Raw genomic sequence first — 22832 nt, 5'->3', positions numbered from 1 at the left:
CACCGCGCATGCACAGCAGCCAGCACCGCTGTACCTGATCGACGCCAGCCTGTACGTGTTCCGCGCCTGGCATTCGATGCCCGACCAGTTCCACGACGCCGAAGGCTGGCCGACCAATGCAGTCCACGGCTTCGCGCGGTTCCTGCTGGACCTGAGCGAACGCGAACGCCCGCAGCACATCGTGGTGGCCTTCGACGAAGCGCTGGACAGCTGCTTCCGACATGCGTTGTACCCGGCCTACAAGGGCAACCGCGAACCGGCACCGCCGGAGCTGCGGCGCCAGTTCGCTCACTGCAAGGCGCTGTGCGCGGCGCTGGGCTTCAACGTCCTGGCCCACACCGAATACGAAGCCGATGACCTGATCGGCAGCGCGCTGCATGCGGCGCGGCCGCTGGGCTATCGCGGGGTCATCATCTCGGCCGACAAGGACCTGTCGCAGCTGCTGTTCGAGCACGACGAGCAGTGGGATTTCGCCCGCGGCCTGCGCTGGGGCATGACCGGGGTCAAGGCGCGGCATGGTGTGGAAGCGCACCAGATCGCCGATTACCTGGCGCTGTGCGGCGATGCGGTCGACAACATTCCCGGCGTCAGCGGCATCGGTGCCAAGACCGCGGCGATCCTGCTGGCGCATTTCGGCAGCCTGGATGCCTTGCTGGCGCGCAGTGACGAAGTGGCGTTCCTGCGCATGCGCGGCGCGGCCCAGGCAGCCACGCGCCTGCGCGAACAACGCGAGCAGGCCTTGCTGTGGCGCCAGCTCAGCACGATTGCGCTGGATGCGCCGCTGGATGGCAACACGCCCGATTTCACCCGCGCGCCGGCCGATGGCGACATGCTCGACGCACTGTCCGATGCGGTGCGTTTCGGCCCGACCCTGCGCCGGCGCCTGCGCACCGCCGCCGGGCTGGAACAGCCATGGACGCCCCCGCAGGACGACGATGCCCCCCATTTCCCCTCCTACGAGCCCGGCTGATGAACTCCAAGACCGAACCCGCTGAACTCATGTACGACGGCAAGTACCTGCGCATGATCCGGCGCGGCACCTGGGAATACGCCGAACGCGCCCATGCCGGCGGGCTGGCCGCGATCATCATCGCGGTCACCCCGGAGGACAACATCGTCTTCGTCGAGCAGTTCCGCGTGCCGCTGCAGGCCAACACCATCGAGATGCCGGCCGGGCTGGTCGGCGACATCCACGCCGATGAATCGATCGAGCTGTCGGCGATCCGCGAACTGGAGGAAGAAACCGGCTGGACCGCCGAACACGCCGAAGTGCTGCTGATCGGACCGGTGTCGTCGGGTTCGACCAACGAGCGCATCGCGTTCGTGCGCGCGACCGGCCTGACCAAGGTTGGCGAAGGTGGCGGCGATGGCGACGAGAACATCACCGTGCACGAAGTCCCGCGCACCCGGGCCGCGGCCTGGCTGGTGCAGAAACTCGGCGAGGGCTACCAGCTCGACGCCAAGCTGTGGGCCGGCCTGTGGATGATCGAACACCATCTGGATGGCGCGCCGCGTGTCTGAGGCGATCACGCTGCTGGGGCCCAGCGATCCACCCCCATTCACCCTGCTCGGCGAAGACGCGCCGTCACCATTCTTCTTGATCGCCGATCACGCCGGCCAGATCGTGCCCGCCGCGCTGGCGCAGCTGGGCCTGCCGCAGGGGGAACTGGACCGCCATATCGGCTGGGACATCGGCATCGCCGGCGTCACCCGCAAGCTGGCCGCGCTGCTGGACGCCACCGCCGTGCTGCAGACCTATTCGCGGCTGGTGATCGACTGCAACCGCCCGCTGGTAGCGCCCGGCTCGATCCCCGCGGTCAGCGACGGCACCGACATCGCCGCGAACGTGGCCGCCAGCCAAACCCAGCGCGCGCAGCGGGTCGCGGAAATCTTCACCCCCTACCACGACGCGATCCGCACCCAGCTCGATGCCCGCGTCGCGCGCGAGCAGCCGACGATCCTGCTGGCGATGCACAGCTTCACCCCGGTCTATGCCGGCATCGTGCGGCCCTGGCATGCCGGCGTGCTGTACCAGCGCGACAACCGCCTGGCGATGGCGCTCAAGCCGCTGCTGGAAGCCGATGGACTGGTGGTTGGCGACAACGAACCGTATGCGGTCAGCGACCAGACCGATTACGCGATTCCGGTGCATGGCGAAGCGCGCGGACTGGTGCACCTGGAGCTGGAAATCCGCCAGGACCTGATCGCCAGCGAGTCCGGCCAGCAGGCCTGGGCACAGCGCCTGGCGAACCTGCTGACCTCACTGGAAGCAGGCTTCACGCAGCACGAAGTTTCGCAGGTGCTATACCGGTAGCACCTCCCCGACGCAGTGCCGACCTCATGCTGATCCATCTGGGTTACGAGATCGCCTTCCGGTTGCCGCAGCCCACGCCGATGCTGGCCACGCTGAACATCCACGATTCGCGCCGCACCGACATCGTCATCGGCCAGGAACTGCGCGCACTGCCTGGCGTGCCGATGCGCCAGTACCACGACAGTTTCGGCAACACCTGCACGCGCCTGCACGCACCGGCCGGCCTGTTCACCCTTTACGGCGATGCAGTCGTGCAGGACAGCGGCGTGCAGGACCTGACCATGCCGCAGCTGCGCGAAGTGCCAATGGACGCGCTGCCCGACGAGACGCTGATCTTCCTGCTGGGTAGCCGTTACTGCGAAACCGACAAACTGGTCGGCATGGCCTGGGACCTGTTCGGCAACGCGCCGACCGGCTGGAACCGGGTGCAGGCGATCTGCGATTACGTGCACGCGCAGATCGAGTTCGGCTACCACCACGCCAATGCCACCAAGGGCGCGATGCAGGCGCTGCAGGAAGGCCGCGGCGTGTGCCGCGACTTCGCCCATTCGGCCATCGCGCTGTGCCGCTGCATGAACATCCCCGCCCGCTACTGCACAGGCTACCTGGGCGATATCGGGGTCGCGCCGGTGGCCGCACCGATGGATTTCTCGGCGTGGTTCGAGGCTTACCTGGACGGCCAGTGGTACACCTTCGATGCACGCCACAACACTCCGCGCATCGGCCGGGTGCTGATCGCCCGCGGCCGCGATGCCGCCGATGCGGCGATCAGCAACAGCTTCGGCGCCAGCACACTGGAGAAGTTCGAGGTGTGGACCGAGCAGACCGACGACCCGACGCTGTCACCGCGACTGCCGGTCAGCGCCACGCCGCCGACCTATACGCCCACCTGATCGGTGTCACGCACGCGCCGAACGCGATGCATGCAGTGCCGAGAGGCGATCAGGCGCGCGCAGCAGCGACAGGCAACCCAGCACCGACATCGCCGCCGCCACCCACAGCGCGGCGCCGAGCTGGTCGGTGCGTTCGATCAGGAAGCCACCCAGCGCTGCACCCGTCAGCAACCCGAGCGAAATCACCGCGGTATGCACGGCGCCGACCAGCGGCGAGGCATCGATGGCCAACACCCGCGCCACCATCGCTGGATTCAGCGCCACGCCGGTCAGGCCAATCAGCACCAGTGACAGCAGGGCCACAGCCGGGTGCGCACCGGCAACGGCAAACAACAGCAATGCCGCACTAAGGACCGCAAGGCCGATGCCTTGCACGCGCCATGCGCCGTGCCGGTCCACCCAGCGCCCGCAGGCGAAGTTGCCCGCCACCGTCGCCGCGCCATACAACACCAGACAGGCGGGAATCCAGCGCGCGGAGATGCCGGCACGCTGGCCGAGCAACGGCACGAAATAGGTGAACGCCGCGAAGGTCGCGCCGATCAGCAGGAAGCTGGTGGCAAACACCTGCCACAGGCCCGCATCGGCCAACGCCCGCGTCGGGCGAGGCGCGCCAGCGTCGGCCTCCGGCGCATGGACCAGCGCGGCGACCAGCCCAGCGGCCAACGCCGCCACGCCTGCCAGTCCGGCAAAGACCCAGCGCCAACCCACCAGGCTGCCCAGCCAGGTCGCCAGCGGCAGACCCAGCACGGTACCGATCATCAGCCCACCCATGATCAGGGCCGCCGCCTGCCCTTCCCGGCCCGGGCCGCCAAGGCGTGCGCCAATGGACAGCGCCAGGCCGAAGGCTGCCGCACCGGCAAATCCCTGCACGAACCGGGACACCGCCAGCAGGTTGTAGCCGGGCGTAAACGCCGCAGCCAACTGCGCCGCGGCGACCAACATCAGGACGATGGTCAAGGCGGTGGTCTGCCGGAACCGGCGCAGGGCCAGGACCATCAGCGGACCGCCAAGCGCCATGCCCGCGGCGTAGATCGAGACCAGGTAGCCGATCTGCGCGACCGAGGCATCCAGGTCGCGCGACAGCGTGTCCAGCAGGCCGGACACCGAGAATTCCGCGGTGGTCACCGCGAAGATCGCGCCGCCCAGCAGGGCGACCGCAGCCGGCATCCGGGCCGGTCCAGAAAAAGACGTCACACGACACTCCAGTACGAAATCAGCGCCGCAGTCTCTTCCATGCGCATGAATCAATAAATACCATCTGCATTCATTCTGTCATGCGGATTGGCATCAATCGATGGATCTCAACGCCGTGCGCTTGCTGCTCAAGGTGGCCGAGGAACGCAGCTTCACCCGGGCCTCGGCAGTGCTGGAGATCAGCCAGCCCGGCCTGTCGCGCGCCATTGCCCGCCTGGAAACGCAACTGGGCGTGCGACTGCTCCATCGCAGTACCCGCCAGGTGGCACTGACCGCCGAGGGCCGCGCCTTCGTTGAAACCTGCGCGCCGCTGCTGGCCGGGCTTGAGGAAGCCGAACGGCAACTCGCCGACCACAACATCGCCCCGTCCGGCACGCTCAAGCTTTCGGCGCCGTCCGCGTTTGGCCGCGTGGTCCTGCTGCCCCTGCTGGCCGGGCTGTTGCAGCGGCATCCGCAGCTCTCGATCGAGACCGCACTGACCGACCGCGTGGTCGATCTGGTCGAGGAGGGCTACGACGCCGCGCTCCGGACCGGCCCGATCGACGATCTGCGCATGATCGCCCTGCCGCTCAGGCCGCTGCGCTGGATCGCCATCGCGGCGCCCAGCTACCTGCAGCGTCGTGGCGCGCCCCGGCATCCCGATGAACTCGCATCGCATGACTGCCTGGCGGTGCGCAGCGCGGGCAGTGGTCGGCTGTCGCCATGGCAGTTCATGAATGCCCACGGCCAGTATCCGGTCCAGGTCGAGGCGCGGCTGGTGTTCGACAGCGGCGATCCCCTGCTCGAAGCCGCCGAGCTGGGCGCGGGCATCGCCCAGGTGATGGAATTCTTCGCCGCGCCTTCGCTGGCCGCTGGCCGGGTGCAGCGCGTGCTGACCGAACACGAAGGCAGCGAGCGACCGCTATCACTGGTTTACCCGCCGTCGCGACAGCGCTCGGCGCGGCTGCGGGCCTTGATCGAAGCACTGCGCGCCAATGGCTGGTGCCAGTGAGCTTCAGCGTGCCAGTCGGTACTGGCGCTGCACATCGAAACGGCTGCCCGGACGCGGGAACGGTCCTTCGGCATGCGCGACCACGGTGAGCACGCCCGCATCAGTGTGATAGCGGAAGGTCACGTGGATGTCATTGGTGGTGACGATGTCCACGCGCAGCGCGCCGGCATCGTCATGCACGCTGGCCAAGACGCCTGGCGCGATCGACACGCCCTCGCCCGACAGCGGCAGGATCGTCACGTCCGACGATTCGGTGCTGCCGAAGATCACTGCCTCGCGGCTGCGGTACAGCACCAGGGTGCCCTTCAGCGGTGCGGCGAAGTCCATTTCCGGACGCAGCATCGCGTCGGCACCGGCCTGCGAGCGCCCGCCCTGTCCACCGCCGGGAGGACCGTCATGGCCGCCGCCGGGAGGACCACCTTCACCACCACCAGGCGGACTACCACCGTCCATGCCACCGCCCGAGCCGCCACCTCCGGGTGGGCCGCCTTCGCCACCGGATGGTTTACCAGCGCTCTTCATCTTCGGCATGCCGGCCTTGGCGGCTTTCTCAGCGGCCTTCTGCGCGTGCTTGTTGGCCTTGGCATCGGCCTGCCAGGCCTGTGGCGTATCGGACGCCACCTGCTGGGCGGCCAAAGGGCACGCAACCAGGAACACCAACGGCAACAGCAGCACAGACACCCACGGACGACGACCCAGCACGGCATGACCTCACAACGAAGATCGGGCGATGCTAGGCGGCGCTTGCGCGGCGGATTTGCCGGGCACGCCACGCCGCACGACACAGCGCGGTGCCGTACAGCCGGCGGTATGGGAGTGGAACCGCGACGGCCGGGGCCGTCGCGTTCAGGCCTCAGGCAAAGGCATCGGTCGCGCGGACCAGCGCGTCGATGTTTTCTTCCTCGAACGCCGAGTGGCCCGAGGTCGGGCTGATCTCCAGCGTCGCCTTCGGCCAGGCCTTGTGCAGGTCCCAGGCGTTGGCGATCGGGCAGACCACGTCGTAGCGGCCGTGCACGATCACGCCCGGGATGTCGGCGATCCTGTGTGCGTCGCGCAGCAACTGGTCTTCCACCTCGAAGAAGCCGCCGTTGACGAAGTAGTGGTTCTCGATGCGGGCGAAGGCCAGCGCGAACTCGGCATCCTCGTGGCCGTTGACGAAGTCATCATCCACGCGCAGGAAGCTGGTCGCGCCTTCCCAGACCGACCACGCCCGCGCCGCATCCAGGCGCGTCTTGGCGTCATCGCTGGTCAGTCGGCGGTGGAAGGCCGAGATCAGGTCGGCGCGCTCCACTTCCGGGATCGCGTTGACGTAGTGCTCCCAGGCATCGGGGAACAGGCGGCTGGCGCCTTCCTGGTAGAACCATTCCAGCTCCCAGCGACGCAGCATGAAGATGCCGCGCAGGACCAGTTCGGTGACCCGCTCGGGATGGGTTTCGGCATAGGCCAACGCCAGGGTCGAACCCCAGCTGCCGCCGAACACCTGCCAGGCGTCGATGCCCAGGTGCGTGCGCAGTTTTTCAATGTCGGCTACCAGGTCCCAGGTGGTGTTGTCGACCAGGTCCGCATGTGGGCGCGAACGGCCCGAGCCGCGCTGGTCAAACAGGATGATTCGGTACTTGGCCGGGTCATGGAAGCAGCGCATCTTCGGACTGCAGCCGCCACCCGGACCGCCGTGCAGCAGCACCACCGGCTTGCCGTTCGGGTTGCCGCACTGTTCGTAATACAGCGCATGGCGCTCATCGACCTGCAGGCGACCGGTATCGAAGGGTTCGATGGCGGGATAGAGCTTGCGCATGAAGACAACACTGACTGCGGGGGACGGTCGCGCAGTCTAACGCAGCGCCTACGGCGTCCCTGACGGGTTGCGGCCGAGAGTGACGCGGTCGCGGCCTTCCAGATCCTGCGCGGTCTGCACCTCGTCCAAGCCGGCCTGCACGAGCAGCGCGCGTACCGGCTCGCCCTGGTCGAAACCATGCTCCAGCAGCAACCAGCCATCGGGCAGCAGGTGCGCACGCGCCTGTGCGGCGATGCGCCGGATGTCGTCCAGGCCATCGGCACCGGAAGCCAGCGCGGTGGCTGGCTCGAAGCGCAGGTCGCCTTGTTCCAGGTGCGCATCGCCGGCTTCGATATACGGCGGATTGCTGGCGATCAGGTCGAAGCGGCGGCCCGCCAGCGGCGCGAACCAATCACCGTGGGCAAAGTCCACGTTCGCCAACGCATGGGCCTTGGCATTGGCTTGGGCCACGGCCAGCGCATCACCACTCGCATCGGTGGCCAGCACCTTTGCCTGCGGTCGCTCGCTGGCGACGGCCAACGCAATGGCGCCGCTGCCGGTGCCCAGGTCGGCGACCTGCAGCGCACGGTCGGGCGGCAGGCGTTCCAGCGCCAGTTCGACCAGGCGCTCGGTCTCGGCGCGCGGGATCAGCGTGGCCGGCGTGACCTGCAGGTCCAGCGTCCAGAACCCGCGCGTGCCGGTGATGTAGGCCAACGGCTCGCCAGTGAGGCGCCGCTCCAGCAGCGCCGCAAACGCGGTCTGCACCGGCGCCTCGACAGGGTCGGAGCCGTGCGTGAACAACCAGGCACGCTCGCGCCCCAGCGCATGCAGCAGCAGTTGTTCGGCTTCGAAGCGTGCCTCTGGCGAGGACAGGGAAAGGCGCGCGGCACCGTCGCGCAGCAGCGCATCCAGACGCGGGGAAGTCAGCGTATTCATCGACGCATGGTAGCCGCTGGCCAAAACCAGTCTGTCCGCGCCCCATGATGGCGTGGCACATTCCCGGCGCAGACGATGATCTTCCTGCAACACCTGCGGGCCTAGGATAGGCCCGCGCCATCAATGATAGTCAATGGCTATTGCCGCGATGCCATTAATCGATTTGAGCAATCGATATGACATCCGTAGGATAGCCCTCAACCGCTTCCACCCCATCCCCACCAACGAGGAAAACTGATGTCCGTCATCAACACCGAAATCCTGCCGTTCACGGCCGACGCCTACAAGAACGGCGAGTTCATCAAGGTCAGCGACGCTGACCTGAAGGGCAAGTGGTCCGTGGTGGTGTTCTACCCGGCCGACTTCACCTTCGTCTGCCCGACCGAGCTGGAAGACCTGGCTGAGAACTATGCCGAGTTCCAGAAGTTCGGCGTCGAGGTGTACTCGGTCTCGACCGATACCCATTTCTCGCACAAGGCCTGGCACGACACCTCCGACGCGATCGGCAAGATCAAGTACGCGATGATCGGCGACCCGACCCACCAGATCTCGAAGAACTTCGACGTCCTGCGCCCGGCGGGCCTGGCCGACCGCGGCACCTTCATCATCGATCCGAACGGCGTGATCCAGTCGGTGGAAATCACCGCTGAAGGCATCGGCCGCGACGCGACCGAAACCCTGCGCAAGGTCAAGGCAGCCCTGTACGTGGCTGCCCACCCGGGCGAAGTGTGCCCGGCCAAGTGGAAGGAAGGCGCCAAGACCCTGGCTCCGTCGCTGGACCTGGTTGGCAAGATCTAAGTCCTTGCCTGATCGCCTTCCCCTCGTTGCGAGGGGAAGGCACCGGCGGCAAACCGGAATCCGCTTCTTCCGCACGCCCGGCGCGGCTTGCGGTTTGCCTCTCGCATCCCTTCTGCCCAACCGGGCAGGCATATCTGTTCCCGCTATCTGGAGACGCCACATGTTGGACGACACCCTCAAGACCCAGCTCAAGGCCTACCTGGAGCGCATCACCCGCCCGGTGGAAATCATCGCCTCGGTCGACGATTCGGCCACGTCCAGGGAAATGCTGGAGTTGCTGGGCGACATCGTGCTGCTGTCCGACCAGGTCTCGCTGGTCGAACACCGCAATGGCGACGCGCACACCCCATCGTTTGCACTGAACTCGCCGGGCCAGGACATCCACCTGCGCTTTGCCGGCCTGCCGATGGGCCACGAGTTCACCTCGCTGGTGCTGGCGCTGCTGCAGGTGGGCGGTTATCCGTCCAAGGCCGCGCTGGACACGATCGAACAGATCCAGGGCCTGGACGGCGACTATAAGTTCGAAACCTATTTCTCGCAGAGCTGCCAGAACTGCCCGGACGTGGTGCAGGCGTTGAACCTGATGGCGGTGCTGAATCCCCGCATCCAGCACGTGGCCATCGACGGCGCGGTGTTCCCCGAGGAGGTCGAAAAGCGCCAGGTGATGTCGGTACCGACCGTGTACCTCAACGGCGAGACCTTCGGCCAGGGCCGCATGAACGTGGAAGAGATCGTCGGGCGTCTGGACGCTGGTGCGGCCAAGCGCGACGCATCGAAGATCTCGGCCAAGGCACCGTTCGAGGTGCTGATCGTGGGCGGCGGCCCGGCCGGCGCAGCGGCGGCGGTGTACGCCGCACGCAAGGGCATCCGCACGGGTGTGGCGGCGGAGCGCTTCGGTGGCCAGGTGCTGGATACGATGGCGATCGAGAACTTCATCTCCGTGCAGGAGACCGAAGGCCCGAAGATGGCCGCGGCGCTGGAAGCCCATGTGCGCCAGTACGAGGTGGACATCATGAACCTGCAGCGCGCCGAGAAACTGGTGCCGGCCGGTGACGATGGCCTGATCTCGATCGAGCTGGCCAATGGCGCCACGCTCCAGGGCAAGACCGTGATCCTGTCCACCGGTGCGCGCTGGCGGCAGATGAACGTGCCCGGCGAGAACGAGTACAGGAACAAGGGCGTGGCCTACTGCCCGCACTGCGATGGCCCGCTGTTCAAGGGCAAGCGCGTGGCGGTGATCGGCGGCGGCAACTCCGGCGTGGAAGCGGCCATCGACCTGGCCGGCATCGTCAAGCACGTCACCCTGATCGAGTTCGACCACAAGCTGCGTGCCGATGAAGTCCTGCAGCGCAAGCTGCGCAGCCTGCCCAACGTGACCATCGTGATGTCGGCGCTGTCCACCGAAGTGCATGGCGATGGCAGCAAGGTGAATGGCCTGTCCTACACGGACCGCACCAACGACGCACAGCACACCATCGAGCTGGAAGGCATCTTCGTGCAGATCGGCCTGCTGCCGAACACCGAATGGCTCAAGGGCACGGTGGGACTGTCACCGCGCGGCGAGATCATTGTCGACGAGCGCGGCCAGACCAGCGTTCCGGGTGTGTTCGCCGCCGGCGATGCGACCACGGTGCCGTACAAGCAGATCGTGATCGCCATGGGCGAAGGCTCCAAGGCCGCGCTTAGCGCCTTCGACCACCTGATCCGCCACAGTGCCCCGGTTGAGGCACCGGTAGTCGAGACCGAGGCGGCCTGAGTCCTCGCCTCACCGACCTCCCCCACGATGTCGACGCACGCCCGCCGGTGACCCCGGCGGGCGTTTTTATTCCCTCGTTCACCTGCCAGCGATTGATCAGACGATGCAAAAGGCGTTGAATGCATCGACGGCACCGATGGCCGGACAGCCCAAGGCGGAACCGCTCGCGTGAACCTGCGTGACCTCAAATACCTGGTCGCCCTTGCCGACCACATGCACTTCGGCCGGGCAGCTGCGGCCAGCTTCGTCAGCCAGCCCACCCTGTCCACCCAGATCAAGAAGCTGGAGGACGAACTGGGCGTGTCGTTGGTCGAGCGTGCCCCGCGCAAGGTGATGCTGACGCCTGCAGGCCGCGATGCCGCCGAGCGAGCGCGCCGGATCGTGGCCGAAGTGGACCAGATGAAGGAAGCCGCCCGCCGCAGCCAGGACCCGGAAGCGGGCACGGTCAAGCTGGGCATCTTCCCCACGCTGGGCCCGTACCTGCTGCCGCACGTGGTGCCCGCCATCCGCGCGCGCTTCCCGCAGCTGGAACTGCTGCTGGTCGAAGAGAAAAGCGACGTGCTGCTGCAGCGCCTGCGCGAAGGCAGGCTCGACGCCGGCCTGCTCGCCCTGCCCATCGACGAAGACCAGCTGCACGTCGAGTTCCTGTTCGAGGAACCCTTCGTCCTGGCCGTGCCCGAGCACCACCCACTGGCATCACGTGCCAGCCTGACCCTGGCCGAATTGAACGAGCAGAAGCTGCTGCTGCTGGAAGACGGCCACTGCCTGCGCGAACAGGCGCTGGAAGTCTGCCGCCTGTCCGGCGCCAACGAAAAATCCGAATTCCGCGCCACCAGCCTGGAGACGCTGCGGCAGATGGTCGCCGCCGAAGTCGGCATGACCCTGCTGCCCACGCTGGCGGTCAAGCCACCGGTGGCGCGCTCGGACAACATCCACCTGCTCGGCTTCAGCGACTCGCACCCCAGTCGCCGCATCGCAATGGTCTGGCGCAAGAGTTCGGCCATGAACACGTTCCTGACCCAACTGGCACAGGTGTTCCGCGAATTGCCGGCCGACCTGCTGGATCCGGCCACCACCCGCGCGCTGCCACCTGCGCGCAAGAAAGCATCCACGACCACGCAACGTCGTGCGTGAGAACATTTTTCCCGAATCAAGAACAGATAAACGGATCGAGAAGACCATGACGTCCCCAAGCAAACTCGAACAACTGCGCAACCTGTCCGTGGTCGTGGCCGACACTGGCGACTTCGACGCGATCAAGCGCCTGAAGCCGGTCGACTGCACCACCAACCCCACTCTGGTGAAGAAAGCGCTGGACCTGCCGGTCTACGCCGAACTGATCGACGAACAGATCGCCTGGGCCAAAAGCCAGGGCGCGGTGACCGACGCACTGGTCCACGAAGTCGTCGACCGCCTGACCATCGGCGTGGGCACCAAACTGTCGGGCCTGATCCAGGGCCGGGTGTCGACCGAGGTCGACGCCGACCTGGCCTACGACACCGCCGCCACCGTGGCCAAGGCGAAGAAGTTCATCGCCATGTACGCCGAAGCCGGCGTGTCCAAGGACCGCATCCTGATCAAGGTCGCCTCGACCTGGGAAGGCGTGGAAGCCGCGCGCCAGCTGCAGGCCGACGGCATCGACACCAACTGCACGCTGATCTTCAACCCGACCCAGGCCATCGCCTGCGCCGAGGCGGGCGCGTTCCTGATCTCGCCGTTCGTTGGCCGCATCCTGGACTGGTACAAGGCCAATGGCCAGGCACCGGCGACCATCGACGACGACCAGGGCGTGAAGTTCGTGCGTGGCGTTTACGACACCTTCAAGCGTCGCGGCATCAAGACCGTGGTGATGGGTGCCTCGTTCCGCTCCACCGAGCAGATCGAAGCCCTCGCCGGCTGCGACCGCCTGACCATCTCGCCCGACCTGCTGGACAAGCTGGACGCCGACCACGGCGACCTGCCCGCCAAGCTGGTCCCGGCCAAGGCCGAAGGCGGCAGCCACACGCCGGTGGATGCGGCCAAATTCAAGGCCGACATCGACGCCGACCCGATGGCCAGGGAGAAACTCGCCGATGGCATCAAGGCCTTCGTCGATGACCTGCAGGCCGTGCGCAAGACGATCGCCGGTCGTCTGGCCTGAGTCCTGATCGTAGAAAAGCCGCCGCGGATCTGCACCCGCGGCGGCTTTTTTACTGAAACAACGGCGTGTTGTGCGAACGCCAAAACGTCAGGCGAACAGCTCCAGCAGTCGATCCAGCCCGCCTTCGCCGATGGACACATCGGCCACTTCGCGCACCTTCGGCTTGGCGTGGAATGCCACCGACAGGCCGGCGGCCTGCATCATCGGGATGTCGTTGGAACCATCGCCCACGGCGATCGTCTGCGCCGGGTCGATCCCCATCAACGAGGCGACCTCCAGCAACGTGGCACGCTTGACCGCGCCGTCGCAGATATCGCCCCAGGCCTGCGGCAGCACGCGCCCGGTGAGCGCGCCATCGGCGTCTTCCAGCAAGTTGGCGCGCACGAAATCCAGCCCCAGCCGCGGACGCAGGCGTTCAGCGAAGAAGGTGAACCCACCGGACACCAGCAGCACTTTCAGGCCGGCGGCCTTGCACGCGGCCACCAGCGTTTCCGCACCGGGCGTCAGCTGCAGGCGCTCGTCGTACACCGCCTGCAGCGCCTCGACCGGCACGCCTTTCAGCAACGCCACCCGACGGGTGAGGCTTTCGCGGAAGTCGGTGATCTCGCCGCGCATGGTCGCTTCGGTGATCGCTGCAACCTGCTCCTTCAGTCCTGCCGCGTCAGCGATCTCATCGATACACTCGATGGTGATCAGCGTGGAGTCCATGTCGAACGCGATCAGGCGGTAGTCGCGCAGCGACAGCGGCGTATTGATTCCACGGGTCGTCAGGCCGGGCACGGAATGAGTCGGTTCGGTCATGGGCGGAATGCAACGCCGGGCGAGAATCTACGGGCCTGCAAGGGTAAAGACCGGATCGGCTGGCGGATAGCCCGGATTCCCGGCCACCAGGAACGGAAAAGCGCCCCAGGGCAGCCAGCGCACGCCCTTCATGATGCAGGAAATACTCCGGACCCTCGCCGGCAGACTCAGCGCGTCGTCGCTTTCCGGCCAAGGTGGCGATTGAGATGCCGGGCCTCGCGCAACCGCTGCGCATGCGCGGCGAGCAGGTCACCGCGGGTCAGGATGCCCACCATGCGATGGGGCTTCTCCCTGCTGAGGACAACAAGTCGGCCGACGTCGGATTCGACCATATGGTCCGCGGCCTCACGCAGTGAATGGTCTTCCCGCACGGCCAGCAGGCTGCGCTTGATCAATGAGCCGACCAGCGGATCGCCCTGCAGGGGTGGACCAAGCAGATTGCGCCTTGTGACAACGCCAATCACCTGGCCACGGTCGTCCAGCACGGGGAATCCCTGGTGCCTGGCCCGGGCTTCGGCTTCGAGCAGCCAGCTGCGCACATCGTCCAGGCGCTGGGAGGCATCGAGGCTCACCACGTCCCTGCTGCATGCATCCCCTACCGCGATCTTGTCGAGGTGGTCAGCCAGATACTCCGACGGCACCCGGACACCGCGACGGACGATCTTCTCGGTCATGATGGTGTTGCGCATCATCAGACCTGAGATGAGGTAGGCCGCCGCGCAGCCACCCAGCAGGGGAAGCAGGCCGTGCGGCTGCTGCGTGGTCTCGAAAGCGAACACCACCGAAGTCAGGAAGGCACGCGACGAACCGGCGAAGATGGCCGCCATGCAAACCAGTGCCGCCAGGCGCGGATCAACGCCCAGCCAGGGTGCCCAGTTCGCCAGCAACACGCCTGCCACGCCACCCAGCGCACCGCCGATGGTGAACAACGGCGCCAGGGTCCCGCCAGATGTGCCGCTGCCCAGCGCTACCGACCACGAAAGCAGCTTCAGCAGGCATAGCGCGATCATGCCGCCCAGCGCCATCCGTCCACCGAGGACGGCGGCGATATTGTCGTAACCCACACCAAGCGTCGCCGGCATGACATACCCCACCGCGCCGACCACGATGCCGCCCAGTGCAGGCCACCACATCCAGTGGATCGGCAGCTTCTCGAAGCCGTCTTCGATGGCATAGGCCAGTTTGGTGACGCCGACCGCCACGATCCCGGTGATCAACCCAAGCACGATATAGGCGGCGATCGGCAACAACCCGGGCGATGCCACGTCCGGCATGGGAAACATCGGCGCATTGCCTTCCAGCGCGTAACGGACGCCGGTGCCGATCACCGCGGCCAGCGCCACCGGGATCAGCGAGCGCGCCCGGCGTTCGAAGAGCAGCAATTCGATCGTCAGCAACACCGCCGAAACGGGCGCGGAAAACACCGCAGCCATGCCGGCCGCGGCACCAGCCGCAAGCAGCGTCTTGCGCTCGTCCGCGGTCACATGGAGCAGCTGGCCGATCAGCGAACCCACCGCACCGCCGGTGGCGATGATGGGCCCTTCCGCACCGAACGGACCGCCCGTGCCGATGGCCACGGCCGAAGACACCGGCTTGAGCCAGGTCATGCGGGCTGGAATACGGCTCTCGTTGAGCAGCACCTGTTCCATCGCCTCGGGAATCCCGTGGCCCCGGATCGCACGCGAACCCCAGCGCGCCATCACGCCGACGATCAGGCCGCCAATCACCGGGACCGCGATCACCCACAAGCCAAGTTGATTGCCGGCCGGACTGGAGAATTCGAAGCTCCAGCGACCATGGAACGCCAGGTTGGTCACCAGCCCGATCAGCCCGGTCAGCAGGCGGGCGATGCCTGCCACGGCCCCGCCAAGCACCATGGCGAGCGCGCTGATCCAGAGCACGCGGCGATCGAGCGGATTGAACTGCCGCGGCATGCCTGCCTCGGCCAGCGTCGCACTCATCGACGGGGCAACCGGAAGCGCCGCGCGCGTGGGCGGATCGACGGGATTCTCTTGCATGGCACTCGGCCGAAACTGACGAAAACAAAAGGCTACGTGAATGCCACCTCAGTAGCTGGCTCGAAAATGAACGCGTACATCGCGAAATTCCCCGGCTCGCCGGAGACCTGATCGGCATTCGATCAGCCCTAGAAGGTCAGCGGCACGCAACGCGACATCGCCAGCGACGAGACTCCCCCTGCATCATCGACAGCTCGCCGCGAGCCACAGATCCTGGAACCGGCACCAGTCGCGGGATTTTTTCGGAGACAAGAAAAGAGCGCCAAGGAGGCGCTCTAGATCGCTGATGCACATGGTGGCCGTGATTCTATCGAATAGCAGCCTCACACCTTTGCACGACAAGGACAACTGTGTTTTTTCAAACCCATGTACCGCCAAAAATACCGCTAAATGTTGCCGATGGCGTTTTGCTTCCGGATGCCTTCAATCAGCGAATAGAGCCCTCGCACTTACGCCAGCCCTCGCGCGCGTACGCGCGCGACCCAGTTCTTGCCAAGGTTTGGCGAAGGGATGGGGGGGTTGAACCCCCATTCCTGGATGGCGTGCGGGCGAGTCCACCTGGGCTGCTTGGACTTGCCATGCTCCTGTGTCGATAGCAGGGAGGCGGGTAAGTTCGGCAGAGGCTTCATCAATCGTCCGGCCGGGCAAAGCCTCGGTGGTGAAATCGGAAGCCCCCCCGGTTCGACCGCTGCTCGTTATGCGGCTGGCGGGGATACGCACGACCGCGCCGTGCTGCCCGACGGCGGTGTGGGAGCGGGGGGGCAGCAATAGCCTAACTCGCGAGTGCCCTGTTCGGTGACACGCTGAAGCCGTTGCGACGCTCCAATCTTGTCCCCCTGAGCGGTTGGCCTTGGCATGCAGACTAGGGCAATGAACCTCCCATCTCGACACGCCAGCACGTGGCTATGTTCCAGACTTGAAATCGCATGAACGAGACCGCGCCCCCGTACCGCCTAGCCCAAAATGTGGTGGTACTCCCAGTGCGTGGTGAGTGGAAGCTAGTCACGCCGCCAGCTCCTTATCTGGCCGACTCTGGCTGCCCTTCAACAGCGCTGGCAAAGCTGGTTGCAAAGGCTCGCTCACCCGTCAGCGATGCGTCTTAGTCTCGGTGTTGATTGGCGGCTATAAATGACCAGTAGCCACGCTGCGCGCCTGAGTGGCAGCTTTCGACCGTTTGAACCCGCGACCCCAAGCGGACATCCGGCGGGGTCTCGTTCTGTTGAGGTTCGAATAGATTGCGCGACCAAGGTCCAACCCATAGTTCCCCAATCGCTGGGCTAAATTCTCTTGGACATGAAGCTCGCCGAAGACGGGCACATTCCAGAAAACTGCTGGGTCGAACGGATCGCATCAGGTGCTTCCGACCTGGCGGTCTCCACGTAACCACAGCGTTCAAACAGCGGCGCAGCCGTCGTGGTCAGTAGGAACAGTCGCGCGATGCCTGCTTGTGCCACCAACCGCTCGCCGGCACCGATCAGCGCCAAGGACAGGCCCGCGCCGCGCGCGTCTGGACGAACAGCGAGCGAGCGCAGCAAGCCGACACCGTCGTGAACCTCAATCGCCACGACGCCGATAAGGTGGCCGTCATCCTCGACACCAGCGTAGAGCCGTGGCACACCATCGCGCAGGTCTTCGACGGGCAGTCCACTGGATACGAGCAGGCCCAAGACCCGCTCGTCCAGTGCAATCGGCACGATGATTTCCATGAAGCTCCTCTAGCTGTTGGCGCTCGGAGTCCTGATGTCGAGCACTGTCTCGCCGTCCTCTTTTTGGAAGGGGCTGGGTAGTGGCGGCAGGATGTCCAAGACCGCCTCAGAAGGTCGTGCGAGACGAACCCCCAGGTCAGTCTCGACTAACGGCCTGTTGATAAGGACAGGCGTGGCGAGCATGGCATCCAGCAGCGCATCGTCCGTCAGGGCTTCATTATCGAGGCCGAGTTCCAAGAACGGCGTGCCCTTTTGGCGTATCGCTTCGCGCACAGACAAGCCAGCGCGGTGAATCAAGTCAGTGAGCCTGTCCTTGGTCGGCGGCTGCTGCAGATACTCGATCACCTCTGGCTCAATGCCGGCGTGTCGGATCAGGGCGAGCGTGTTGCGCGACGTGCCGCAGGCAGGGTTGTGATAGATGGTTGCCTTCATGACGCGGTCTCCTCGCTAGTTGCTGCCACAGCGCCCGAGGCCAGTGCTAGGGCGGCTGCAGCCGCGCTGTCTTTGCGCTCGCTGTAGCGGTCCACCAGGTAATCGCTGCGGTCCCGGACGAGCAAGGTGAATTTCACCAGTTCCTCCATCACGTCCACCACGCGGTCGTAGTAGGCGGACGGCTTCATACGGCCGTTGGCATCGAATTCCTGCCACGCCTTGGGCACGGATGACTGATTGGGGATGGTCACCATCCGCATCCAACGGCCCAGCACACGCAGCGCGTTGACCACATTGAAGGACTGAGAGCCGCCGCTGACCTGCATTACGGCGAGCGTCCGTCCCTGGGTAGGACGCATGCCGGCGTCTTCCAGGGGCAGCCAGTCGATCTGGTTCTTCAGCACGGCCGTCAGCGTCCCGTGTCGTTCAGGGCTAACCCAGACCTGGCCTTCAGACCAAATGGAAGCCTCACGCAGTTCGCGGACCTTGGGGTGATCGGGTGGCACGGCATCCAGCATCGGCAGCTCATGTGGGTCGAACAGCCTGGTCTCGGCGCCGAAGTGCTCCAGTAGGAGCTGCGCCTCCTGCGCCAGCTTCTTGCTGAAGGACTGCGGGCGGAGCGAGCCATACAGGATCAGGATGCGCGGCTTGTGGGCGTGCGGGTGTCCGACGGTAAGCCGGTCAAGGCTGGGCACGTCCAGCAGGCCGGAATCAATGTTGGGGAGGTCGAGCATTGGTTGTCCCTGACTGACGTTTCAACTATTCTGGAAATATGGAACATACCACAGCAGTTCGCGCCCTGGCGGCGCTAGGCAACGGCACACGCCTGTCCATCTATCGCGTGCTGGTCGAAGCTGGTCGCGGCGGGAAATTGGCAGGGGAGATTGCCCAGGCCCTGTCGTTGCCCGCACCCACGCTGTCCTTCCATCTGAAGGAGCTAGCCGCTGCCGATTTGGTTGCGGGCGAGCAACGGGGTCGAACGATCTGCTACCGCGCGAACTTCGATGTCATGACCGGCCTGGTCGGCTACCTGACTGAGAACTGCTGCGCGGGCGAGCAGGAGACCTGCGACGTGCAGGCGAAGTGCTGCTGATGTCTACCGAGGCTACAACGCGCCCTGGGCGGCTCTCGTTCCTTGATCGCTACCTCACCGCATGGATATTCATTGCGATGGGTGTCGGAGTAGCCTTGGGTGCGCTTGTGCCGGGCGTGCAGGGCAAGATCGATGCATTGACCATCGGGACCACGAATCTACCAATCGCGGCCGGCCTGATCCTGATGATGTTCCCGCCCTTGGCGAAGGTCGATTACGGGCAGCTGGGCGTCGTCTTCCAGGACCGGCGGGTCTTGGCCTTGTCGCTACTGCAGAATTGGGTTGTCGGTCCTGTGCTGATGTTCGCTTTAGCGGTCATCTTCCTGCGGGATCAGCCCGGCTATATGACCGGCCTGATCCTGATCGGCCTGGCGCGCTGCATTGCGATGGTGTTGGTCTGGAACCAGCTTGCTGGCGGCGACAACGAATACGTTGCTGGGCTAGTCGCATTCAACTCGATCTTCCAAATCGCGTTCTTCAGCGTCTACGCTTGGTTGTTCCTGTCAGTGCTCCCGAGCGCAATGGGTCTGCAGGGCGTCGTGCTGGACGTAGGGTTCTGGCCGGTTGCCGAGGCCGTGCTGATCTACCTGGGCATTCCCTTCGCGGCTGGCTACATCACACGGCGCTGTTTGATCAGCAGCAAAGGGGCGGACTGGTATCGGGATCGCTTCCTGCCTGCAATCAGCCCGATCACCTTGGTGGCGCTGCTGCTGACCATCGTGGTCATGTTCGCGATGAAGGGCGGCGACGTGGTCCGCCTGCCCTTGGATGTCGTGAGGGTCGCAGTGCCGCTGACGCTCTACTTCCTCATCCAGTTCGCCATCAGCTTTGCCCTGGGCAAGCTCATCGCGAAGGATTACCCGCGCACGACGGCCATCGCCTTCACCGCCACAGGCAACAACTTCGAGCTGGCGATTGCGGTTGCAGTGGCTTCATTCGGAATCGCATCACCCGTCGCTTTTGCAGCTGTGATCGGACCGCTGATTGAGGTGCCGGTGCTGATCGTGCTGGTCAGTCTGGCTATGAGGTTGCAACGGCACTTCGCTAAGCACTGATCACTCTCGGTGTCCGCTTGTAGCCGAGAGGCGACGTCTAAAATGTCTCATGGGATGACGTGGCAGCTACCGCACTAGGCTGGGCTTGGCTGGCAAAGAGTGCTGCTGACATGGTTGCCGTTGCCGCTGCACTTCCCTTTACGTGTCTTCCATTGGTAACTGAGAAAAGCGTCGCGTGCTCCGAAAAAGGAAACCCCGACTCTGTACGACTTGACCGCCTATGGAGGCGCGGAAGTGGTTCACAGAATCGGGGCTCGACACCTAAGGTACTGCGACAGTCCGGTGCGGGCAACGGGAGTGAGGTGTTTTCCAGTCGCGCCGACTGCAGTGCAGCCAACGGCAACCGGCGCGAGACAGCCAAGGACTGGAAAGCAGCCCTGGCTCGCGTCCAACACCATATCGATCTCGTCGGTCACCGGGTCGAAGCTTTGGACTCGCTCAGGGCAGGCAAGCACATCGCGCACGTAGTGCTGCCGGAGATTGACTATCTGGGGCTCACCTGCGACGTACCGGAAGTGGGGCGCCCTGGAAAAAGAAAACCCCGCCGAAGCGGGGCTTGTCGATCCATCCGCCCGCTCTCCACGTAACAGTGGTGGTGCGGTACGTTCGAATCGAGCAATTGGGACCGTACCGCAGCCAACTGAAGCGGTCAAAGCCGAGCTGACGCCCGGCTGGTGTCGGTTGAATGCCGCCGAAGGGCCCGCTGCACCAGAGTGGCCGTGTCCACTGAGAACACTGAGAACCACTGGAACATCCTCTCCTGAAAGGCTTTCACCGTTCCCGGCCTGTTCCCAGCCGGGTTAGCGTGGGAACAGAGTCTCTGTCGTAATGGTCACAGCTCCAATTCCCACAGCTTGGGCGTGATGTGGAAGAAGTTGCCCGGATTACCGCCAGCGGGACGGAACTTATGTGTCAGGCGGCCGGGGTCCGTGATCAGCGCGCCATGTTCTTCCAGTAAGCGAGCGATAGCCTTGTAATCGAAGCCGCGCGCGACCTCCTGTTTGAACGTAGGGGGGAAGATCAAGTATTCGGGCTCGTTACTCGGATAGCGCACATAACCTGCGCGGTTGGCCGTCTTCACGTTGGATGCGGCCGCGTCGTTGCCGCAACGCGCGAAACGTGATTCGCCATGAACGTCCAGAAACCCGCGGACTGCAGTGAGCATGGCCGCCGGCTCGGAGTTGCCAGTGGTCTCGCGTGCTGCCAGCCAAGCCGCAAAGCACCTGCTCGACGCGCGCTCCGCCTCGCCGTTGGACCATCCCGTAATGCCGAATCGGGTCGCCAGCTCACCGGCTGCCCCGATCACTGCAAAGCGCTTGGCCGCACGCCGGACCTGTCCGCTTGCATTGTCCATGGTCATCGAATCGGCGAGAACCTGAACCCGGTCGCTAAGCCATGCGCGATGGCCCGGCACGTTATCCGCCAACCCCTCCAGGAGCGCGTGCAGGGCGTGGCCGTGGTGTTTGGTGGCCGACGCCTTCAATGCTTCGGCGAAATGGCCTGGGTGGCCGTCTACATGGTCGAACAGACCGTAGCCAGCGCCCGCGTCTGCCGGTACGTCCAGTACCCGGACCTCCTGGCCGGCGCGCACCTTGCCACCCGCCTGCTCGATGAGATCGGTCATGGAAATTTCGCCGGAGGAGAGGAACTGCAACCGCCAGCGTGCCGCCACGCGGGCTGCCCCGTTCCGGTTCGCCCGGCCCTTACCCTGGCCGTTGGCGAGCATGTAGGCCACGCTGCCCGCGTGCTTCGGGTCCAGCTCGCCGATTTCGTCCAGGATGAGCAACATGTCCGAGTGCAACGACGCCACACCCTCCAGCGCATTGTCGGTCTGGCGCCAAGTCCGTACGAACTCGGGCGGCCCGTACACGCTTGCCGCCACCTGTAGAGCGGTGGACTTGCCCACGCTGGAGCTTCCGCGCAGGTGCAACCCGCCACCTTCCATTTCCAGCAGCCCCAGACACGGGCCAGCAAATGCGGTAGCGACTGCCAGCACCAGACGGCTATTGCCAGCGCAAGCGGCAGATACGCGCTCACGCCACCCTTCGAGGGTGCCAGCACGCGACAAGGCGGTGGCCTCCAGGCTGGTGGCCTGGTAGATGATGGGCTCGCCACGCTCGTTATAGGCGCGATCCGGTAGGACGAAGGCATCGCCGTGCCAGCCGGTGCGGGTCACGCAGCGCGCGGCCACCTCCACGTCTGCGCCTTGGATGAAGTCCAGCAACTTGCCGCGCTGCGCGGGGCGGGTGGCAATCTCCAGCCCCTGTCGCAGCAGTTCGGCGCGTAGCACTTCGCCATTACCGGCCAGCATCGACATGGGCATGGCCCAGCGGTGCTCGCGGCCGTCGCGGTCGGCGAACACTAGCAGCCGCCCCCATTCGCCGCCGCTGGCATCACGGGTGCGTGCAGCCACGATCAGGGGCGAGCAAATCCATTCCTTGTGCTTGCCCTTGAGCCAGTAGATGCCTGCGCGCTGGCCGGACAACTGCGGCAGGTTCTCGAAGTGGGGCGTGAGGCTGTTCCCGGTTTCTTCGTGGTGGGAACTGACCGGGGACGCCTGAAACTCCTGCGGCGCAAGCATGTTCCCGGTGTTCTCGATGTTCCCGGCGTGGGAGTCAGTCTCCTGGTGTTCGAAGGCGGGCGTGCCGATGTCAGTCATTGAGCACCACCTGGGCATCGAACAGCCGCAGAGCGATGGCACCCAGTTCGCGGCGCTCCTCGTCGGTCAGGGTGAAGCCTGCGGCGAGCGTGAAAGCCATGCGCTGCACTGCCTCCACGTCCCGGCACGCCGTGTCCATCGCCAGCGAGAAAGCGGACAGGCGGCGACGCAGGCGCGATGCCACCTCGCTGGCATCGCGGGGCAGACGATTGGAGGCGGCCACGTGCACGAAAGCCCCGGCCATCAGGCCGGGGCTCCCCTCTTTCTGAGAG

22 protein-coding genes are annotated in these 22832 nt (G+C 65.4%); 11 read left to right on the top strand and 11 right to left on the bottom strand.

Annotated elements, in window-relative coordinates; all coding sequences use genetic code 11:
- Positions 1 to 76: 76 nt before the first annotated feature.
- The 4 genes from O8I58_RS16395 to O8I58_RS16380 are packed head-to-tail and all read left to right on the top strand — an operon-like array spanning position 77 to position 3207.
- On the top strand, positions 77 to 970 hold the full coding sequence (locus tag O8I58_RS16395) for a 5'-3' exonuclease (RefSeq protein WP_298323086.1): 894 nt from the start codon (positions 77 to 79) through the stop codon (positions 968 to 970).
- Positions 970 to 1521, top strand: coding sequence for an NUDIX hydrolase (locus tag O8I58_RS16390; RefSeq protein WP_298318430.1), 552 nt, complete (start codon positions 970 to 972; stop codon positions 1519 to 1521). The genes O8I58_RS16395 and O8I58_RS16390 overlap by 1 nt, the downstream gene beginning before the upstream one ends.
- Positions 1502 to 2314, top strand: a complete 813-nt coding sequence (locus O8I58_RS16385; protein ID WP_298318428.1) for an N-formylglutamate amidohydrolase — start codon at positions 1502 to 1504, stop codon at positions 2312 to 2314. Before O8I58_RS16390 ends, O8I58_RS16385 begins: the two co-directional genes overlap by 20 nt.
- A 26-nt stretch (positions 2315 to 2340) precedes the next feature.
- Positions 2341 to 3207: a transglutaminase-like domain-containing protein gene (locus tag O8I58_RS16380; RefSeq protein WP_298318426.1), complete on the top strand. Its 867-nt coding sequence runs from the start codon at positions 2341 to 2343 to the stop codon at positions 3205 to 3207.
- 6 nt (positions 3208 to 3213) lie between these two features.
- Here O8I58_RS16380 and O8I58_RS16375 read toward each other — a convergent pair whose 3' ends face one another.
- Entirely contained in the window at positions 3214 to 4374 is a 1161-nt protein-coding gene (locus O8I58_RS16375) for an MFS transporter (protein ID WP_298318424.1), read from the bottom strand.
- A gap of 127 nt (positions 4375 to 4501) precedes the next feature.
- Here O8I58_RS16375 and O8I58_RS16370 point away from each other — a divergent pair, with 127 nt between their 5' ends.
- Positions 4502 to 5392: a LysR family transcriptional regulator gene (locus O8I58_RS16370; protein ID WP_298318422.1), complete on the top strand. Its 891-nt coding sequence runs from the start codon at positions 4502 to 4504 to the stop codon at positions 5390 to 5392.
- Between the two features lie 3 nt (positions 5393 to 5395).
- Here the strand turns inward: O8I58_RS16370 and O8I58_RS16365 are convergent, their stop codons facing one another.
- The 3 genes from O8I58_RS16365 to prmC form a co-directional block, all read right to left on the bottom strand.
- Positions 5396 to 6094, bottom strand: coding sequence for a hypothetical protein (locus tag O8I58_RS16365; protein WP_298318419.1), 699 nt, complete (start codon positions 6092 to 6094; stop codon positions 5396 to 5398).
- 151 nt (positions 6095 to 6245) lie between these two features.
- Complete coding sequence (gene pip / locus O8I58_RS16360) at positions 6246 to 7187, bottom strand: prolyl aminopeptidase (RefSeq protein ID WP_298318416.1); 942 nt, start codon at positions 7185 to 7187, stop codon at positions 6246 to 6248.
- A 48-nt stretch (positions 7188 to 7235) separates the two neighbouring features.
- Positions 7236 to 8102 carry a peptide chain release factor N(5)-glutamine methyltransferase gene (gene prmC / locus O8I58_RS16355; RefSeq protein ID WP_298318413.1) on the bottom strand — a complete coding sequence of 289 codons (867 nt, stop codon included), beginning with the start codon at positions 8100 to 8102 and terminating at the stop codon, positions 7236 to 7238.
- A gap of 237 nt (positions 8103 to 8339) precedes the next feature.
- Between prmC and ahpC the strand changes: the two genes are divergently transcribed.
- The 4 genes from ahpC to O8I58_RS16335 all read left to right on the top strand — a co-directional run bounded on the left by ahpC (position 8340) and on the right by O8I58_RS16335 (position 12796).
- Positions 8340 to 8900 carry an alkyl hydroperoxide reductase subunit C gene (gene ahpC, locus O8I58_RS16350; protein ID WP_298318409.1) on the top strand — a complete coding sequence of 187 codons (561 nt, stop codon included), beginning with the start codon at positions 8340 to 8342 and terminating at the stop codon, positions 8898 to 8900.
- A 160-nt stretch (positions 8901 to 9060) separates the two neighbouring features.
- Entirely contained in the window at positions 9061 to 10656 is a 1596-nt protein-coding gene (ahpF, locus tag O8I58_RS16345) for an alkyl hydroperoxide reductase subunit F (protein ID WP_298318407.1), read from the top strand.
- Positions 10657 to 10824: 168 nt separating this feature from the next.
- A complete protein-coding gene (locus tag O8I58_RS16340) occupies positions 10825 to 11790 on the top strand; it encodes a LysR substrate-binding domain-containing protein (RefSeq protein ID WP_298318404.1) in 966 nt (321 codons plus the stop codon).
- Positions 11791 to 11836: 46 nt separating this feature from the next.
- Complete coding sequence (locus O8I58_RS16335) at positions 11837 to 12796, top strand: transaldolase (RefSeq protein ID WP_298318401.1); 960 nt, start codon at positions 11837 to 11839, stop codon at positions 12794 to 12796.
- An 87-nt stretch (positions 12797 to 12883) separates the two neighbouring features.
- On the opposite strand, the gene serB is transcribed toward O8I58_RS16335, so the two are convergent.
- The 5 genes from serB to arsH all read right to left on the bottom strand — a co-directional run bounded on the left by serB (position 12884) and on the right by arsH (position 18487).
- Entirely contained in the window at positions 12884 to 13597 is a 714-nt protein-coding gene (gene serB, locus O8I58_RS16330; protein ID WP_298318397.1) for a phosphoserine phosphatase SerB, read from the bottom strand.
- Between the two features lie 167 nt (positions 13598 to 13764).
- A complete protein-coding gene (locus O8I58_RS16325) occupies positions 13765 to 15615 on the bottom strand; it encodes a chloride channel protein (protein ID WP_298318394.1) in 1851 nt (616 codons plus the stop codon).
- Positions 15616 to 16892: 1277 nt separating this feature from the next.
- Positions 16893 to 17321: an arsenic resistance N-acetyltransferase ArsN2 gene (arsN2, locus tag O8I58_RS16320; protein WP_298318391.1), complete on the bottom strand. Its 429-nt coding sequence runs from the start codon at positions 17319 to 17321 to the stop codon at positions 16893 to 16895.
- 9 nt (positions 17322 to 17330) lie between these two features.
- Positions 17331 to 17753, bottom strand: coding sequence for an arsenate reductase (glutaredoxin) (arsC, locus tag O8I58_RS16315; protein WP_298318388.1), 423 nt, complete (start codon positions 17751 to 17753; stop codon positions 17331 to 17333).
- Positions 17750 to 18487, bottom strand: coding sequence for an arsenical resistance protein ArsH (gene arsH, locus O8I58_RS16310; RefSeq protein WP_298318386.1), 738 nt, complete (start codon positions 18485 to 18487; stop codon positions 17750 to 17752). The genes arsC and arsH overlap by 4 nt, the downstream gene beginning before the upstream one ends.
- A gap of 38 nt (positions 18488 to 18525) precedes the next feature.
- On the opposite strand from arsH, the gene O8I58_RS16305 reads away from it, so the two are divergent.
- Both O8I58_RS16305 and arsB read left to right on the top strand, forming a co-directional pair.
- On the top strand, positions 18526 to 18846 hold the full coding sequence (locus O8I58_RS16305) for an ArsR/SmtB family transcription factor (protein WP_298318384.1): 321 nt from the start codon (positions 18526 to 18528) through the stop codon (positions 18844 to 18846).
- Positions 18846 to 19901, top strand: coding sequence for an ACR3 family arsenite efflux transporter (gene arsB / locus O8I58_RS16300; protein ID WP_298323083.1), 1056 nt, complete (start codon positions 18846 to 18848; stop codon positions 19899 to 19901). The genes O8I58_RS16305 and arsB overlap by 1 nt, the downstream gene beginning before the upstream one ends.
- 832 nt (positions 19902 to 20733) lie before the next feature.
- Here the strand turns inward: arsB and O8I58_RS16295 are convergent.
- Both O8I58_RS16295 and O8I58_RS16290 read right to left on the bottom strand, forming a co-directional pair.
- Complete coding sequence (locus tag O8I58_RS16295; RefSeq protein ID WP_298318378.1) at positions 20734 to 22560, bottom strand: DUF927 domain-containing protein; 1827 nt, start codon at positions 22558 to 22560, stop codon at positions 20734 to 20736.
- A complete protein-coding gene (locus tag O8I58_RS16290) occupies positions 22553 to 22804 on the bottom strand; it encodes a hypothetical protein (protein ID WP_298318376.1) in 252 nt (83 codons plus the stop codon). The genes O8I58_RS16295 and O8I58_RS16290 overlap by 8 nt, the downstream gene beginning before the upstream one ends.
- Positions 22805 to 22832 lie beyond the last annotated feature (28 nt).

Origin of the sequence: Pseudoxanthomonas sp. (assembly GCF_027498035.1) — a bacterium.
Classification (GTDB): domain Bacteria; phylum Pseudomonadota; class Gammaproteobacteria; order Xanthomonadales; family Xanthomonadaceae; genus Pseudoxanthomonas_A.
The sequence above is the reverse complement of the archived record's forward strand: the minus strand, read 5'-3'. Positions and strand labels throughout refer to the sequence as shown.